Raw genomic sequence first — 15,414 nt, 5'->3', positions numbered from 1 at the left:
CATGCGCAGCGTTGAAGAGAGGGGGAACCGCTTTGACATGCTGCGCTTGACGGCGGCGCTTGCAGTGTTTGTTGCGCACGGAGAGTTTCTTTACCGCCTGCGTCTTGCCGAACCCTTTGCCGGCCACAGCCTGGGGTCGCTTGCGGTCTATGTATTCTTCTTCATGAGCGGGTATCTGGTATGCCAGAGTTGGATGCGCGAGCCGGTCTGGCATGCCTTCTGGCTGAGGCGGCTGATGCGGATTTTTCCGGGCCTGATCATGGCCGTGGTTTTCTCGGTTTTCGTCATCGGCTGGGCGATGACCTCGCTTGATTCGCTGCAGTACTGGCAGTCACCGCAAACCTGGAGTCATCTGATCAACAACATGACAGGGCAGGCCACGGTTCAGATACTGCCGGGCGTATTCGAATCCAATCCCTTTGCCTATACGGTCAACGGGTCCCTGTGGACGTTGCGGTATGAGCTGGCGATGTACCTTGTGCTGGCCACTTTGGCATGGCTTGCAAGAGGCAAGCGCTGGATCCATCCCCTCATGGCTGGCGTACTGGCGATCCTGTGGCAGATGTCCAGAGTCAAGGGGTGGGACCAGGGCCTGGATGCCATCCACACCCCGCTGGTCGATATGTTCCGCTGGCGGGACTTCTGCGGATTTGGTGTTCCCTTCTTTCTGGGAAGCACGATGGCTGCGTATGGCATACGCCATCGCACATGGATGGCTGCAGCCGCGCTGGTGCTGGCTGTATGCGCATTGCTCACCGCCAGCACCTGGATGCGCCAAGTGGCAGTATGGGGATTGGTGGCCTGCGCAAGTTTTTATCTTGCCCATGCAGGCCATGTGGCCGCAAGCCACCGTTGGCGCACCGATCTTTCTTATGGCGTCTACATCTACGCCTTCCCCGTCCAGCAGGCCATGACGGCCATTTGCCTGCGTGAGGGCTGGTCATTGGGCATCTGCATGCTGCTGTCGCTTGCCTTGACATTGGGCCTGGCCTTGATGTCATGGTATGGCGTGGAGCGGCCCTGCATCCGGATGGCGCAGCGATGGCTGGCGTTGCCTGGGCGGCGCCTAGGCCTGCAGCCAATTCTTGACCCGGCGCTGCCAGTGCGCGGGAATGCGTCTGGCCACGCCGCGCAGGATGGGTAGCGAGCGCAGATGGGCCAGCAGGATCAAGGCCCCCGATCTTGCAGCATGGTCCTGGCGTTGCAGGCGATGTGTGGCAAGGAAGGCCGCATCCAGTGGCTGGAGCAGGGCCTGATCGCGCGGCTGCAGCCCCTGGAGATAACCGTCGCCATAGAAAGTGGCTCCCGGCTGGGCAGCCGCACTCCCTGTCGCGGTGGGTTGCTGCGGTGGCTGCCCTTCAATGAAGTGGCGTTCGCGTATTTGCGCGAAGAAGTCCAGCCATTGGGCGGTGCTGGTGTCCCAGGGCATGACCCAGGACCAGTCGCGGCCCGCCAGCCTTTCGGGAAAGGCCCCTATGTCGGGCGCGACGATCGGCAGCCCGGCGGCCAGGCAGGCGCTCAGGGTGTAGCTGTAGGTCTCCGGCCATTGGGCGGGGAACCAGGCCAGGTCGGGCTGCAACCACTGCAGCAGAGCAGGCAGTTCTTCTTCCTTGTAGCCGCCGTGCACGGTCAGACGTGCGCGCGGCTGGGTCTGCAGGCTGCGGTAGCCATAGCCGAGCAGATGGAATTCCACAGGAGCTCCCCGCTTGGCGGCTTCGATCGCCACGGCTTCCAGTACGTCTGCGCCCTTGATGGCGCTCATGGCTCCCAGTACGACGATCTTGAGCGGGGCCGTGGCAGTCAGCGGGTGTGCCACCGGGGCCGGCAGCTGTGCTGGCAGGTCGGTGTGGGCAACTGCCTGGACGCGTGCACCGGGCACGAAACCGGCAATCCGGTTGGCCGTGTCCTGGCTGGGGGCCAGCACATGGCGAGCGTTGTTCAGCAGCAGCGCATTGCGATGGCGCCACTGGGCCACGGTGCCGGCATAGAGGGCTGTGTCCGTGGGTTCGCAGCAGTCGCACTCGCCCGCGCGGGGCGGCACGACGTAGCGGTTGTCTATGCCGGTCAGCGAGATGTTCTTGCAGTAGGTATAGAAATCATGGGCCGTGAAGTCATGGGCCGCACCCAGACGGGCGGGAAGGTCCAGGATGGCTTCGCTGTGGCCCAGGAGATGCTGGTAGTGCACGTGCACCACGCCCAGTTGGCGCAGGGCCTGCACCAGCTCCTCCATCTGGTCGGCGACGCGGAAGGCGAGCTCGAATGCTTCCTTTTCCTCGGCACGGCGCAATACCACGGTGCCACCTGCGGCTGGCGAGAGCATGAGGAACAGCGCCTTGCCTTGCAGGAACTGCGCCAGTTCGCGCACATGGCGCACGGTGCCGCCCGCCCGATCGTGGAGCACGGCCAGCACCACAGGCTGGTGTGCGGCCTCTGCCTGCAGGCGTGCCACATCCAGCGCAAGGCGTGCGGTGCGCGCAGGGTCGGCCTGGACGAAGGCCATGACATCGGCTTCGTAGCGCGGATGCAGCCTGCGCAGGGTTTCCATGGCGGCACGTTCACGCGGGCTCTTGCTTTCTCCGAAGCTCACGCCGCCTGTGTGCAGCACAAAGGTGTCTAGCAGATGCAGGTTGCGCCAGCCAGCGGCTGCGGCACGCTGGCAGAAGTCGTTTTCTTCGCCATAGCCCTTGCCGAAGTGCTCGGTGTCGAACAGGCCGACGGCGTTCAGGCTGTCGCGGCGGATGTACATGCAAAAGCCCACGCCGGTCGGCACGTCCACCACCTGGCCGGGATTGGTGCGCGCGCACAGTGCGTCGATGGCGGCCGTATCCATGCCGGGCGGCAGGTCGTTGCCCTCGCAAAAGCGCGGGTAGCTGCAGATGGTGGCGTTGTTGGAAAACGGCGTGACGGAGGCGATGCGTGCATCGCCGTAGGCAGCCTTGCGGATGCGGTCCAGCCAGTCATTGGCAACCACGGTGTCGCTGTTGAGCAGCAGCACGTCATGGGCGGTGTTCAGCGCCATGCCCCGGTTGACGGTACCGACGAAGCCGAGGTTCTCCTCGTTCTCCAGCAGAGTGATGCGGGGCTCCTGTGCCGCCTTCTCGCGCAGCCAGGCCGTGACTTGGGGCTCCGGGCTGGCATCGTTGATGACCACCAGTTGCCAGTGCGTGCGGCAGGGGCTGGCCAGCACGGATTCGATGCAGTTGCGCGTGTCATCCAGGCCGCGGTACACGGGCACGATCACATCGACGGGCTGCTGGGGCATCGGCTGGGGTACGGGCGTATGGAGGACGGGGGCAGGCACTGGCGTGCGGCCCAGCAGGCGGTCAATGCGCATCTTGGCGTGGACGAGGGGGCGCGTGGCCCGGAAGACGGTGGAGTTCTCGATGTCGCGCAGGTGTTGTTCCAGCCGTGCGAAGTCCCGCTGTACGCGGGTGGCTTCCTGTTGCCAGATGGCGCGCTCCTTGCTCTGTGACTGGTGGCTGTCTTCCAACAAGGCATTGCGGTGCTGCAGGCGCTGGATCGAAGCACTGCGTTCCTCCAACTGCTGGACATCCTGCGCATGCTGCTGCTCGAGCAGCATGCGCTGTGTGTGCCATTGGTCCTGCAGATCATTGGCCCTGCTGCGTTCCTGCGCGATCTGCCGCTCAAGCGGCTGCACGGCCCCGGCCAGCGCCAGATAGTCGGCCGACATGGGCCATCCCATCTCGATCTCCAGCGAGGCGCCACGCAGGGGGGCCAGGGTTTCTGCGGGAATGGGAAGTTCGAACCAGGGGTCATCGCCGGTCAGCAGCAGCATCAGCGCGAATGCGCCTGCCGGATGGGGCCCGTTCCACACCAGTTGATGGTGGGGGCGTTGCCCCAGCAAGGCGGCATCCGAATCCTCGGGACGCCATTGCCAGACGACGGCGCCTTGCGCATCGAGCAAGGCCAGCCGGTACAGGTGCACGAAGCCCGGCCGGTCGGCCAAGTCCAGGCGCAGATGGCTCAGCGAAGTGTTGTGGTCGGGCAGTGCAAAGCGCAATGTCTGACGTGCCTGGCCAATGATGCCGGTGGTGGAGAGCTTGCTCTCTTCCTCATAGCGGCCAGCGCGTGCCATGTAGAGCTGGGCCGTGAACAGCGCATGCCCTTGGGGGTAGTTCAGCGGCGGCTCGATGGGCAGCGCCTGGGCGGCGGGCGCTGCACTGGCGATGAACTGGTAGGCCAGTGCATCGGGCGTGGCCAGCAGGTGGCGGGCAACGGCAGGGGGCAGGCTGTCGTAGGCGACGCGGAATTCGGATTCGGGTAGCGCCCGCTCGATGGTGTCGATGTCGTCCACCTGCCAGCCTTGCTCGGCCAGAAAGCGCGACAGCGAGCGCCGCGTGAAAAAGCGCAGGTGGGTGCGGTCCAGCAGGCCTTCTTCGCGGTAGCGGAATTCGCCGTGCAGCAGTTCTGCCACCAGACCGCTGTAGCCTGCATTGGGCACGGAGATCAGCAGCCGGCCTTCAGGCGTCAGCCGCTTGCGGCAGGCAGCCAGAATGCGCTCGGGCTGGCGCAGGTGCTCGAGCACGTCGGCGCAGACGATGTAGTCATAGCGCGTGTCGCCGAAGAGCCGGTCCAGGTCGCAGTCCTCCAGGTCGGCCACATGGACATGGCGGTAGAAGGGCGCGGCATGGCGAGCCTCTTCCTGGCTCAGGGTGACGCCGTCGCAGACGCATTGCTTGTGCTCGGCGAGAAAGGCGCCCAGCGCGCCGCTGCCGCAGCCCAGATCCAGTATGTGCGCCTGGGCCCGGACATGGCCGGCCAGCACGGACAGCGACGTGCGCTCGTTCAGATCGACGGTGCGCAGGTAGACGTGGGGATCGGGAATGGGTGTGGTCATAGGAAATGAGGTGCCAGGCGCGGTCCGGGCAGGGATCGATCGCCCGTCATATTCATCTGCGCCAGTCGACCGTGGCCGGTCTGCAGAGAGCAGCAGGGCATGCCCACGCCAGGCGCAAAAAATCCCGGAAGTCCGGGCGGCAGATTGTCGCGCATCATAATCCCGGCCACCGCAGTGATTGCATGGCATGGCGGGTTAATGACATTTTGTGCGGCTGTTGCATTTCCTTGCATCACGGCATACCCGCTGACGCCTTCCGGGCGCCTTCCGCTGAATACTCGGAGCCGCCGTTTTTTCGGCGCAGGTATGCGGGTTGGAATTTGAAGATCTGAAGGGCGGCATTGATGGGTTCATCGTTGGTCGTGTCGGTGGTGAGCCACGGACATGGCGCTCATATACAGAGGCTGCTTGAATGCCTGGGTTCGGCGCGCCTTGCGCCGATGTCCCGCGTGGTGCTGACGCTCAATATTCCCGAACCGGAGCCCCTGGCTCCAGCGACCGGCTGGCCTTTTGTCCTGGAGATCCGGCGCAATGCGCAACCCCTGGGTTTTGGCTGCAATCACAACCGGGCGCTGGCAAATGCCCGGGAGGCGTTTGTCTGCGTGATCAATCCTGACGTGTACTGGGGAGCGCAGGAAGAGCCGCTGCAAGAGCTTCTGGCGCTGGCGGCCCGGCCGGGCTTGGCCCTGGCCTATCCCCCGCAGATCGGCGAAGACGGCAAACTGCAGGATTTCGAGCGGGAGCTGCCATCTTTCTGGAATTTGCTGCGACGCAAGCTGCACGGGCGTGTGGAGCAGCGTGTGGAATGGGTCAATGCAGCCTGCCTGGTGCTGGGCCGGGATAGCTGGATGCGGCTGCGTGGGTTTGACGAAGGTTTCTATATGTATTGTGAGGATGTGGATCTGTGCCTTCGCCTGCGGGTGCTGGGCGGAGAGCTTCGGCGCGGTGGGTTGCCTGTCGTCCATGCGGGTCAGAGGGCGAGCCGACGCAGCCTGCGCCATGGCGCATGGCACGTGGCCAGCCTGCTGCGGCTGTGGAGCCGTCCGGCCTACCGCAAGGCCCGAGCCCTGCCGCAGGCAGCGCCCTCGCTGCGCAGTCTGCACGGGGAGTCATCGTGATCTGGATGGCGGTATTGGCCTTCATGGTGTCTTGCACCGGCTGTGCACTGCTGGTGCGCTGGGCCGGGCGGTACGCGAAGAGTTCCTACGGTTACGACAAGCCGCAGCGTTTCCATGTGGGCGAGGTGCCCCGGCTGGGCGGCGTGCCCATGTACCTCGGACTGGCTGTCTCCTGGGGGGTGGGCACCTGGCTGAGCATGCGCGGAGATCCTTCCTCGCTGCGCATGCAGCTGTGGGTTGTCGTGTGCCTGGCCGCCATGCTGCCGGCCGTGGTCGGGGGGATCATCGAGGATGTATCGCAGCGCTTGAGCGTGCGTTACCGGCTGGTGCTCACCCTGCTGAGCGCCGTGCTGGCGGTTTTGCTGTGCGGCCTCACTGTGCCCCGGCTCGGCTGGCCCTGGCTGGAACAGGCACTGGGTCCGGCCATGCCCTGGCTGGGCATGGGCCTGGCCGTGCTGGCCCTGACGGGGCTGCCCCATGCCTTCAACATCATCGACGGCTACAACGGGCTGGCCGGCATGGTGGCCACCATCATCTGCCTGGCGCTGGCCCACGTGGCCCTGCAGGTGGGGGACCGGACCCTGGCCGCCATGCTGGTGACGCTGGCCGCCGCCACCTGCGGCTTCCTGGTCTGGAACTACCCGCGCGGCATGATGTTTGCAGGCGATGGCGGGGCCTATGTCTGGGGGCTGGCGATTGCCCTGGCCAGCATTGCCCTGGTGCAGCGCAATTCCGCAGTCTCGCCATGGTTTCCCATGCTGCTGCTGATCTATCCGGTCTGGGAGACGGTGTTTTCCATTTACCGCAAGCTGATGCGCGGCATGTCGCCGGGCATGGCGGATGCCCTGCATTTCCACCAGTTGATCTACCGGCGCATCGTGCGCGGCGTGTTCGACGACGATCTGGCACGGCGCATGCTGCGTCGCAATAACCGGACTTCGCCCTACCTGTGGGCGTTCACGCTGCTGACCGTGGTGCCGGCATTGCTGTTCTGGAGCAACACGCCCGTTCTGGTGGGTTTTTGCCTGCTGTTTGTGGTCAGCTATGTGATCGCCTATCTGGCCATCGTGCGCTTCAAGCTGCCGGGCTGGATGCAGAACAATGGATGATGGTCGGGCGCCAGTGGGCGTTCCGTCATCCGGGCATGCAACACTGCCGCGCAGTTGCGGCACAATGCCCGCCTTGTTGTTGACTACTTCCACGCCCCAGGGCTAGCACCATGAACGATATCCTCTCGATTGCCCCCCGCGACAAGGCCGAAATCCTCGCCCAGGCCCTGCCCTACATCCGCAAGTTCCATGGCAAGACCATGGTCATCAAGTATGGCGGCAACGCCATGACCGATCCGGCCCTGCAGGCCGACTTCGCGGAAGACGTGGTGCTGCTGAAGTTGGTGGGCATGAATCCGGTGGTGGTGCATGGCGGCGGGCCGCAGATCGAGACGGCCCTCAACCGCCTGGGCAAGAAGGGCGAGTTCATCCAGGGCATGCGCGTGACCGACGCGGAAACCATGGAAGTCGTGGAATGGGTGCTGGCCGGCGAGGTGCAGCAGGACATCGTGGGCCTGATCCACCAGGCCGGTGGCAAGGCCGTGGGCCTGACAGGGCGCGATGGTGGCCTGATCCGCGCACGCAAGCTCAAGATGGTCGACAACAAGGATCCGAACATCGAGTACGACGTGGGCCAGGTGGGCGATATCGTCTCCATCGACCCCAGCGTGGTGCGCGCGCTGCAGGATGACGCCTTCATCCCCGTGATCAGCCCCATCGGCTTTGGCGAGGAAAACGAGAGCTACAACATCAATGCCGACGTGGTCGCCAGCAAGCTGGCCACCGTGCTGCAGGCCGAAAAGCTCGTGCTGCTGACCAACACCCCCGGCGTGCTGGACAAGGCGGGCAGCCTGCTGACCGACCTCACGGCGCGCGAGATCGACGCCCTGTTCGCAGACGGCACCATCTCGGGCGGCATGCTGCCCAAGATCAGCGGCGCCCTGGATGCCGCCAAGGCCGGCGTCAACGCCGTGCACATCATCGATGGCCGCGTGCCGCATGCCATGCTGCTGGAAATCCTGACCGACCAGGCCTACGGCACCATGATCCGCAGCCATTGAGGCCCGATGGCGCGGACTTTGCGGTTCGCGTTACCATCGCGCATGGCCCGGGCGTGGTCTGACGGCCTGGGCCGGTTTGCTGCAAGCCGCCTTTGGGCGGCTTTTGTTTTTTAGGTTTGATATGCGTTTGCTTCTTGTGGAAGACGATGTGATGGTGGCCAGCGGCATCAAGCTGGGGCTGTCCGATGCGGGGTATGCCGTGGACTGGGTCGGCAGTGCCGAGCGCGCCCTGGAGGTGCTGGCCCAGGAAGCCTTCGACCTGGCCGTGATCGACATCGGCCTGCCGGGCATCGACGGGCTGGAACTCACACGCCGCCTGCGCAGCAGCGCGGTGGAGAGCTCGGCCATGCCCGTGCTGATCCTGACGGCGCGCGATGCGCTGCAGGACCGAGTGCAGGGCCTGGACCAGGGCGCCGACGACTACATGGTCAAGCCCTTCGAGCTTCCCGAACTGCTGGCCCGGCTGCGCGCGCTGCTGCGCCGCTCGCAGGCAGCCACATCGGCCGTCCTGAGCTTTGGTCCCATCGAGCTGGACACGGCAGGCCGCCGCGCTGGCGCGCGCCAGCCTGCGCAAGACGATGAGAGCGAGGGCAAACTGCTGCCCATCGACCTGGGCCCGCGCGAGTGGACCGTGCTGGAATACCTGCTGATCCACGCGCCCAAGCCCGCCAGCAAGGACAAGCTGCTGCAGGCGCTCACGGGCTGGGACCGCGAGATCACGCCCAATGCGGTCGAGGTCTATGTCTCTCGCCTGCGCAGCAAGCTGGAGCCGCATGGCGTGGCGCTTCGTTCCATCCGGGGCTTCGGCTATCGGCTGGAACTCTCGCATACCGCCGCCTGATGCGGACATGGCGCATGGTCCCAGGCGCTGACCGCCCATGACAGCCAATCTGCGCCTTCGCCTGCTGGTGCTGCTGGTGGTGCCGCTGACGCTGCTGGCACTGATGGGCGGCTGGTTCGGCTATCGCTCGGCAGACGAAGCCTCCACCCAGCATGACCAGCGCTTGCTGCGCCTGCTGCCTGCGCTGGCCGATTCGGTGTTGGCGCCGTCGATCGCCGAGGGAACGCCGCCCCTGGTGGCGCTGACGCCCGCCATCGAGGACGTCTTGCGCCAGCGCGGCGACGACGTCGGATACGCCATAGGTGACCTGCAGGGCCATGTCGTTGCCGGCGACACCTGGATCCGCTTCGACGTGCCTTCCACGCCGCTGGCCGAGTTCCACAGCCAGGAGCATGACGGCCTGACCTACCGCGTGGCCGTCATGCGCGCCGAAACCTATGGCGCCGGTGAAATGGTGCTGGTGCTGGCCGACGGTGGCGATGTGCGCCAGCAATGGGTGCGCCAGTTGCTGCTGCATGTACTGCTGCCCAGCGTGCTGCTGATTGCGGGTGCCGGCATCGCCATCTACTGGTCGGTCAGCCGGGCTTTCCGGCCGCTTCTGACCCTGACCCAGGCGGTGGAACGGCGCTCGCCGCGCGACCTCAGCCCCATCTCGGAGCACAGCTCGCCGGCCGAAGTCCGTCCGCTGGTGCGCTCGCTCAACCGATTGTTTGCACTGGTCAACGCCCAGGCCGAAGGCCAGCGGCGCTTTGTGGCCGATGCGGCCCATCAACTGCGCACGCCGCTGGCGGCCTTACAGGCCCAGGTCGAGGCCTGGGCACTGAGCGCGCAGGCTGCCCAGGCCGAGGCGCGGCGCAAGGGCACCGAGGCTCAGGTGGTGCTCAGCGTGACGCAGATCGAGCAGTTGCGCGACGCCACTCGGCGCACCTCGCAGCTGGCACGCCAGTTGCTGGCGCTGTCACGTGCCGACGCCCGCAATGCCGAAGTCCAGCCGCTGCAGAAGGTGGACCTCAAGGACCTGTGCGAAAGCATGCTGGAAATGTTCTTCGACCAGGCCAGCGCCAAGGGGCTGGACTTCGGGCTTGACGTTGCTCCGGCCAGTGTTTGGGGCCACAGCTGGCTGCTGCGCGAACTGGTGTCCAATCTCGTGGACAACGCCATCAAGTACACGCCGCCCGGCGGCAGCGTCACGCTGCGCTGCGGCATGTACCATGGCGCGGGGCAGTCTGCGGATGAGCCGCCAGGGTGGGCCTTCCTGGAGATCGAGGACGATGGCCCCGGCGTGCCCGAGGCCGAGCGCTCGCAGATCACGCAGCGCTTTTACCGCGCCCAGGGTGCGTCCGGCGATGGAACGGGGCTGGGATTGGCGATTGCCGATGAAATCGCCCTGTTGCACCAGGGCACTCTGGCCTTTGGCGCCGGCGCGCAGGGCAAGGGCCTGCTGGTACGCTTGGAGCTTCCATTGCAAATGCCGGCCGTGCTCTCGGAAACAGTAGCAGCGCAGCCAACAGGGACGCGATCCTGACGGTTGCGCTCATGGGGACAGCTTTGTGCGGAGTTGCCGCCGAGGGCTGTGAGAGAATTACTTACAAATAGTTGATCTGCTTATGTCCGAGTCTGAAGTCCTGTCGCCTTTATCCGCTCCTGGCGCTGATGTCGTTTCCGACGAAGCCGCCTCCGCTTCCGCCCCCACGCCTGCGCGCAAACGCCCCAAACCCGGGGAGCGGCGCGAGCAGATCCTGCAGGCGCTTGCGGCCATGCTGGAGAAGCCGGGCGCAGAACGCATCACCACGGCAGCGCTGGCAGCCCATCTGGGCGTCAGCGAGGCAGCCCTGTACCGCCACTTCGCCAGCAAGGCCCAGATGTTCGAAGGACTGATCGAGTTCATCGAGCAATCCGTCTTCACGCTGGTGCAGCAGATCGTCGGGCGGGATGTGCCGGAGGAAGAGCGGCCCGCAGTGGATGGAATGCGCCAGGCCAGCCGCGTGATCTCCCTGGTGCTGCAGTTCGGCGAGCGCAACCCCGGCATGGTGCGCGTCATGGTGGGCGATGCCATCGTCTTCGAGCACGAGCGCCTGCAGGCCCGCATGAACCAGTTCTTCGACCGCATCGAATCCACGCTGCGCCAGTGCCTGCGCCCCGCCGCCGGTGCCCTGGGCTCCTCCGCCCCGACGGTCGATGCACAGGTGGCCGCCAGCGTGCTGACATCGTTCGCGCTGGGCCGCCTGCAGCGCTACGCGCGCTCGGGTTTCCGCCGCCTGCCGACCGAGCATCTGGAAGCCAGCCTGGCCTTGATGGTCTGAACATGGCCCAGCGGACCCCAGGGTCCGCTTTGCAGCAAAGCCACCCGCTTGCGCCGGTGGCTTTTTTGCGACCAGGGCCTTGCTTCTTCGCGGTGGCAGTGCTCAGCCGGCAAGATTGCGCCGTCGCCTGGCCGGAGCCGTCACGCCCAGCGCCGCAACGATGCGCCCCACCTGGCCTTCCGTAATCCCATGCTCGGCAGCCAGCTGCCGGGCCGTTTTGTCCGTGGCGTAGTCTGCAGCGATGCGCTGGTTGCGCAGTGCCTGCAGTGCACGCGCTGCCCTGGGCAGCTGGAAGTGGGGCAGGCCTCCATACTCACGAGCGAGCTGGAGCAAGGCTGGCACGCCGATGGTGGCTGCATAGGGATGCTCGGGTGTGACCTTGTCCGGCGTGGGAACGTAGATGCGCAGTCCACCCCAGCGCTGCACCAGGGCCATCGTGGGCTGCAGTCCGATCAGGCGCTCGAAGTCCTGCAGCAGGGGCGGAAGCAGATCGCTGCAAGTGCCATGGTGCGGGTGCGAGGCGGCTGACCCGGGCGTGTGCATGCCGATGGTGGGGGGCAGGGCAGCAGGCCGAAAGCCCTGGAAGACAGGTGCCGGATGGTGTTCGGAATGCATTTTGGCTGTACGCTCTTGGTTCAAAAGGAAACGGTTCAATTTGAACCATATTCTTGGTCCATAACGAACCACTGTCAAGATTCGCCATGCCTGCAAAACCTGTGACTGATGCGCTTACATCCAACGTTGATGAGGTACTGGCGCGCATGGCTGAAGCCTTGGGACCCGACTGGATGGCGGGCATGGAGGTTCAGCCTGAAACGGTGCGGACATGGCGCAAGCGCGGGGAAGTGCCAGCACGGCAACTGCTGCGGGCCTCGCAGCGAGCGGGCCGGCCGCTGGAGTATTTCAACGGCACGGGCGCGGCGAAGCCTGTCGCTCGGCGTGGTGGGGCGGCCGAAGACGAGTTCACGCAGATCGAGATGCTCGATGCGCACGTCAGCGCAGGGCATGGGGCCGTCAACGGCCCCGACGAGGTGATAGGCCGCTTCGCCTTCCGTTCGTCCTGGCTGCAGTCCAAGGGACTGGGCAGGCACAACGCCAAGATTGTGCGTGCCCGTGGAAGATCCATGGCGGACCGCATCAACGACGGCGACATCCTGCTGGTCAACACCTCGGTCGATACGCTGACCCAGGATGGTGTCTATGTGATCGAGCTGGAGGGTGAGAACTACGTCAAGCTGCTGGAGCGTGACTTCAGCACGGGCGGTGTGCGCATCGTCAGCTACAACCCCGCCTATCCGCCCCAGGTACTGGAAGGCGAAGCGGCCAACCGGCTGCGCATCTGCGGCCGGGTCCTCTGGCACGGCGGAGAACTCTAGCCCCCGGGCCGTGCCGCCCGGCACCGCTCCAGAGACTTTGCCGCAGGCCTGAGGCGAGCCTGGGCGTTTCCGTCTTCTCCCAGCCTTTCATGTCCTCCTCTTTCTTGCATCCGTGCCTGCCCGAGCGGCAGGACGTTTGCGCTTGCCTGGCCGTTGGGATGTGCCGGGCCAAGGCACATGTGCCTGGCATCCAGATCTGCTGCGCCTGAGGAGGCTCGCTCCTGTAGACGCTGAAATCGGGCCTGCATATGCAGGCCTTATTCATTTTTGCCTGCCTCGGCACAGTCACTCCATCGCAACGACGCATCTTTTTCTGCGTCCCCCCACGGAGTGACCCATGTACGCCATCGCACAACTGTTCCTGCTCTTTGCCGCTCATCTGCGGCCCATCGTGGCCGAGGCTGCGGCGAGCGTGACGGTGGCCTTTTCGGTGCTGCGCCCATGAGTGCACTGGCCCAGCATCGCAACGCCATCGTGGCCGTCCTGGCCTCGGTGCCGCAGATCGGCGTTGTGCAGGACCGCGAACGCCATGCCGCCAGCGATGCCGAACTGGCAGCCCTGTTCACATACACGCCGCCTGCAGCAGGCACGGCCCATGTTCGCGGCTGGTGGCTGCGCAGAAGCAGCACGGCCGAGTACGGCAGCAGCACGGCCCGCACGGTGAGCGTGCACCAGTGGACGCTGCATGGCTACCTGGCCATCGCGGACACCCAGGCCAGCGAACTGCTGCTGGACGACCTGGTCGAGCAGTTTCGCGCCCTGGTGCGAGCCGATCCGACCCTGGGCGGCGCGTGCCAGCCCGGTCCCCTGGCAGGCAGCGACGACAGCACCGATGGCGTGCAGCTCGTGCGTGCCGAGCCTGTGGATTTCGCGGGAGTGCGTTGCCACTCCGTTGTCCTGCAACTCAGAACCTGGAGCTACCTGTGACCTGCACACCACCGAACCGGGCCTAGACCGGACACCTCGCACCTTTCCCGCAACCACTGTGGCCCGCGGCGCTGGAGAACGGCGCCCAAGGCCGCGAAACCTCTCTTCATCTCTTCAAAGGATTTTCCAAATGGCAGCAAAGATCATGCGCAAGATGGCCCTCCTGGCCCTGGTTGAAACCGTTGTCGGCACGGCCGTCGTACCGCTGGCGGCCAATGCCATGTTGGTCAGCGACGTGACCCTCACCCCCATCGAGGGCGACGTGGTCGAGCGCAACAACATCCGTCCCTTCTTCGGCTCCAGCGGCAGCACCCTGGTCACCGAATACCAGAAGGTGGCGTTCTCCGTGGAATTCGCGGGTGTGGCCGCAGCGGGCGAGCGTCCCGGCGTGACCGACCTGTTGCGTGCGTGTGCCGCCAGCGCCAGCACCGAGACTGGCGTGAAGACGGTCTTCGCTCCCGTGACCGACGGCATCCAGAGCGTGACCATCTACGGCAACGTGGACGGCACCCTCTACAAGATGCATGGCGCACGCGGCGAGGTGGAGTTCAGCACCGATGCCAAGGCCATTCCCAAGTGGAAGTTCGAGTTCACGGGCTCCTTCGTCCCCGCCGTGGATGAGGCCCTGCCGGCAGTGGACTACAGCGACTTCGTCGCTCCCCTGGGCGTCAACAAGACCAACACCCAACTGACCCTCGACGGCCTGGCGGTGGCCTGCAGCGCCTTCAGCTTCAAGTGCGGCAACCAGGTGGTCAAGCGCGACCTGATGAACGTGGACACCGTGGAAATCACGGACCGCAAGTCCACGGGCAGCGTCACCTTCGAGAACACCAGCGTGGCCACCAAGGACTGGATCGGCCTGGCGCGCGCCAGCGCCATCGTGCCCGTCACGCTCAAGCATGGCCCCGGCGCCACCAACACCGTCAGTTTCAAGAGCGCGCGCGCCCAGATCGGCAAGCCGACCTACAGCGACAGCGATGGCGTGCAGATGATCACGATCCCCCTGTCGTTCATTCCCTCCGACGCGGGCAACGACGAGTGGTCCATCGAGATCTGACGCGTCACCTCCCTGCCTGACAACTACACATCCAAGGATCACCATGGCCGTCAAGATTTCCGGGCTCAAGCCCACCATCTCCGTTCCCGCAACGCTGTACCTGCCCGTCGATGAGGGCAGGTTCGGAGCCCATCACTTTGCCGTCGTGTTCAAGCGCCTGGGCAAGGCGCGGCGTGACGAGATCAATGAACTCATCGTCGTCGGCAAGCCCGCCACGCAGCCCGATGGCTCGCAGGAGGTACGGCGCATGACCATCCCTGAACTGCTCGACGAAGTGGTTGTGGGCTGGGAGGGGATGCTGGGCGACGAAGGAACACCCGTGCCCTACAGCCGCGAAGAACGCCTGGCGGCCGAGGAGGCCTACCCGGGACTGGAGCAGGCCATGGCCGTGGCCTGGTTCGACGGACTCAACGTGCACCAGCGGGATGCCGCCACAAAAAACTCCGTGGCGCTGTCCGGCATCACCTCGGCCTCGACGGCGCAGACCGCTATCTCGTAGACGACGAGCTGCGCGCCCAGTGCGCGCAGATGGGGATCGACCCCGACCGGATGGTGCCCGGCGATCTGCAACGGCAGCACCCCGAGGACTACGAACTGTGGCCGGAGCATGCGATGGCCTGGAGCGTGTACCTCGGCTGCTCCACCCAGTGGCGCAGGACGGCCACGCCCTGGGGCCAGTGGCACTGGGACGGGCTGGACTACGCCGGGGCCGAGATCGTGATGCGCCGCTACGCGGTGCCCGCCGCGCAGCGCGGCGAGGTATTCGCGCAGTTGCAGGTACTGGAGGCGCAGGCGCTGCGCCAGCTCAACCGGGGCTGAGGCAT

At 65.5% G+C, this 15,414-nt stretch carries 14 protein-coding genes; 12 read left to right on the top strand and 2 right to left on the bottom strand.

What is annotated here, in order from left to right; translation table 11 throughout:
- Position 1: 1 nt before the first annotated feature.
- Positions 2-1,144 (top strand): acyltransferase family protein, encoded by a 1,143-nt coding sequence (locus A4F85_RS17485; RefSeq protein ID WP_063327287.1) that lies wholly within the window; start codon positions 2-4, stop codon positions 1,142-1,144.
- Here A4F85_RS17485 and A4F85_RS17480 read toward each other — a convergent pair.
- Positions 1,067-4,858 (bottom strand): methyltransferase domain-containing protein, encoded by a 3,792-nt coding sequence (locus A4F85_RS17480; RefSeq protein WP_063327286.1) that lies wholly within the window; start codon positions 4,856-4,858, stop codon positions 1,067-1,069. The two genes, A4F85_RS17485 and A4F85_RS17480, sit on opposite strands and share 78 nt — an antisense overlap.
- A gap of 344 nt (positions 4,859-5,202) precedes the next feature.
- Here A4F85_RS17480 and A4F85_RS17475 point away from each other — a divergent pair, with 344 nt between their 5' ends.
- The 6 genes from A4F85_RS17475 to slmA all read left to right on the top strand — a co-directional run bounded on the left by A4F85_RS17475 (position 5,203) and on the right by slmA (position 11,230).
- Complete coding sequence (locus tag A4F85_RS17475; RefSeq protein ID WP_063327285.1) at positions 5,203-5,976, top strand: glycosyltransferase family 2 protein; 774 nt, start codon at positions 5,203-5,205, stop codon at positions 5,974-5,976.
- A gap of 5 nt (positions 5,977-5,981) precedes the next feature.
- Positions 5,982-7,085: a glycosyltransferase family 4 protein gene (locus tag A4F85_RS17470; RefSeq protein ID WP_081816121.1), complete on the top strand. Its 1,104-nt coding sequence runs from the start codon at positions 5,982-5,984 to the stop codon at positions 7,083-7,085.
- Positions 7,086-7,195: 110 nt separating this feature from the next.
- Entirely contained in the window at positions 7,196-8,086 is an 891-nt protein-coding gene (gene argB / locus A4F85_RS17465) for an acetylglutamate kinase (RefSeq protein ID WP_012203251.1), read from the top strand.
- A 121-nt stretch (positions 8,087-8,207) separates the two neighbouring features.
- A complete protein-coding gene (locus tag A4F85_RS17460) occupies positions 8,208-8,927 on the top strand; it encodes a response regulator transcription factor (protein ID WP_012203252.1) in 720 nt (239 codons plus the stop codon).
- Positions 8,928-8,964: 37 nt separating this feature from the next.
- Positions 8,965-10,452 (top strand): sensor histidine kinase, encoded by a 1,488-nt coding sequence (locus A4F85_RS17455; protein ID WP_063327284.1) that lies wholly within the window; start codon positions 8,965-8,967, stop codon positions 10,450-10,452.
- A gap of 82 nt (positions 10,453-10,534) precedes the next feature.
- On the top strand, positions 10,535-11,230 hold the full coding sequence (gene slmA / locus A4F85_RS17450; RefSeq protein ID WP_012203254.1) for a nucleoid occlusion factor SlmA: 696 nt from the start codon (positions 10,535-10,537) through the stop codon (positions 11,228-11,230).
- Positions 11,231-11,332: 102 nt separating this feature from the next.
- On the opposite strand, the gene A4F85_RS17445 is transcribed toward slmA, so the two are convergent.
- A complete protein-coding gene (locus A4F85_RS17445) occupies positions 11,333-11,845 on the bottom strand; it encodes a Mor transcription activator family protein (RefSeq protein ID WP_063327283.1) in 513 nt (170 codons plus the stop codon).
- A gap of 146 nt (positions 11,846-11,991) precedes the next feature.
- On the opposite strand from A4F85_RS17445, the gene A4F85_RS17440 reads away from it, so the two are divergent.
- The 5 genes from A4F85_RS17440 (at position 11,992) to A4F85_RS17420 (ending at position 15,409) form a co-directional block, all read left to right on the top strand.
- Complete coding sequence (locus tag A4F85_RS17440) at positions 11,992-12,606, top strand: S24 family peptidase (protein ID WP_063327282.1); 615 nt, start codon at positions 11,992-11,994, stop codon at positions 12,604-12,606.
- Between the two features lie 441 nt (positions 12,607-13,047).
- Positions 13,048-13,533 (top strand): hypothetical protein, encoded by a 486-nt coding sequence (locus A4F85_RS17435; protein ID WP_063327281.1) that lies wholly within the window; start codon positions 13,048-13,050, stop codon positions 13,531-13,533.
- A gap of 130 nt (positions 13,534-13,663) precedes the next feature.
- Entirely contained in the window at positions 13,664-14,590 is a 927-nt protein-coding gene (locus A4F85_RS17430; protein ID WP_034390302.1) for a phage tail tube protein, read from the top strand.
- 43 nt (positions 14,591-14,633) lie between these two features.
- Positions 14,634-15,089 (top strand): hypothetical protein, encoded by a 456-nt coding sequence (locus tag A4F85_RS17425; RefSeq protein ID WP_063327280.1) that lies wholly within the window; start codon positions 14,634-14,636, stop codon positions 15,087-15,089.
- A gap of 29 nt (positions 15,090-15,118) precedes the next feature.
- On the top strand, positions 15,119-15,409 hold the full coding sequence (locus A4F85_RS17420) for a DUF1799 domain-containing protein (protein WP_012203260.1): 291 nt from the start codon (positions 15,119-15,121) through the stop codon (positions 15,407-15,409).
- Positions 15,410-15,414 lie beyond the last annotated feature (5 nt).

The sequence above is a fragment of the Delftia sp. GW456-R20 genome (assembly GCF_001622915.1).
Taxonomy (GTDB): Bacteria; Pseudomonadota; Gammaproteobacteria; order Burkholderiales; family Burkholderiaceae_C; genus Comamonas; species Comamonas acidovorans.
The sequence above is the reverse complement of the archived record's forward strand: the minus strand, read 5'-3'. Positions and strand labels throughout refer to the sequence as shown.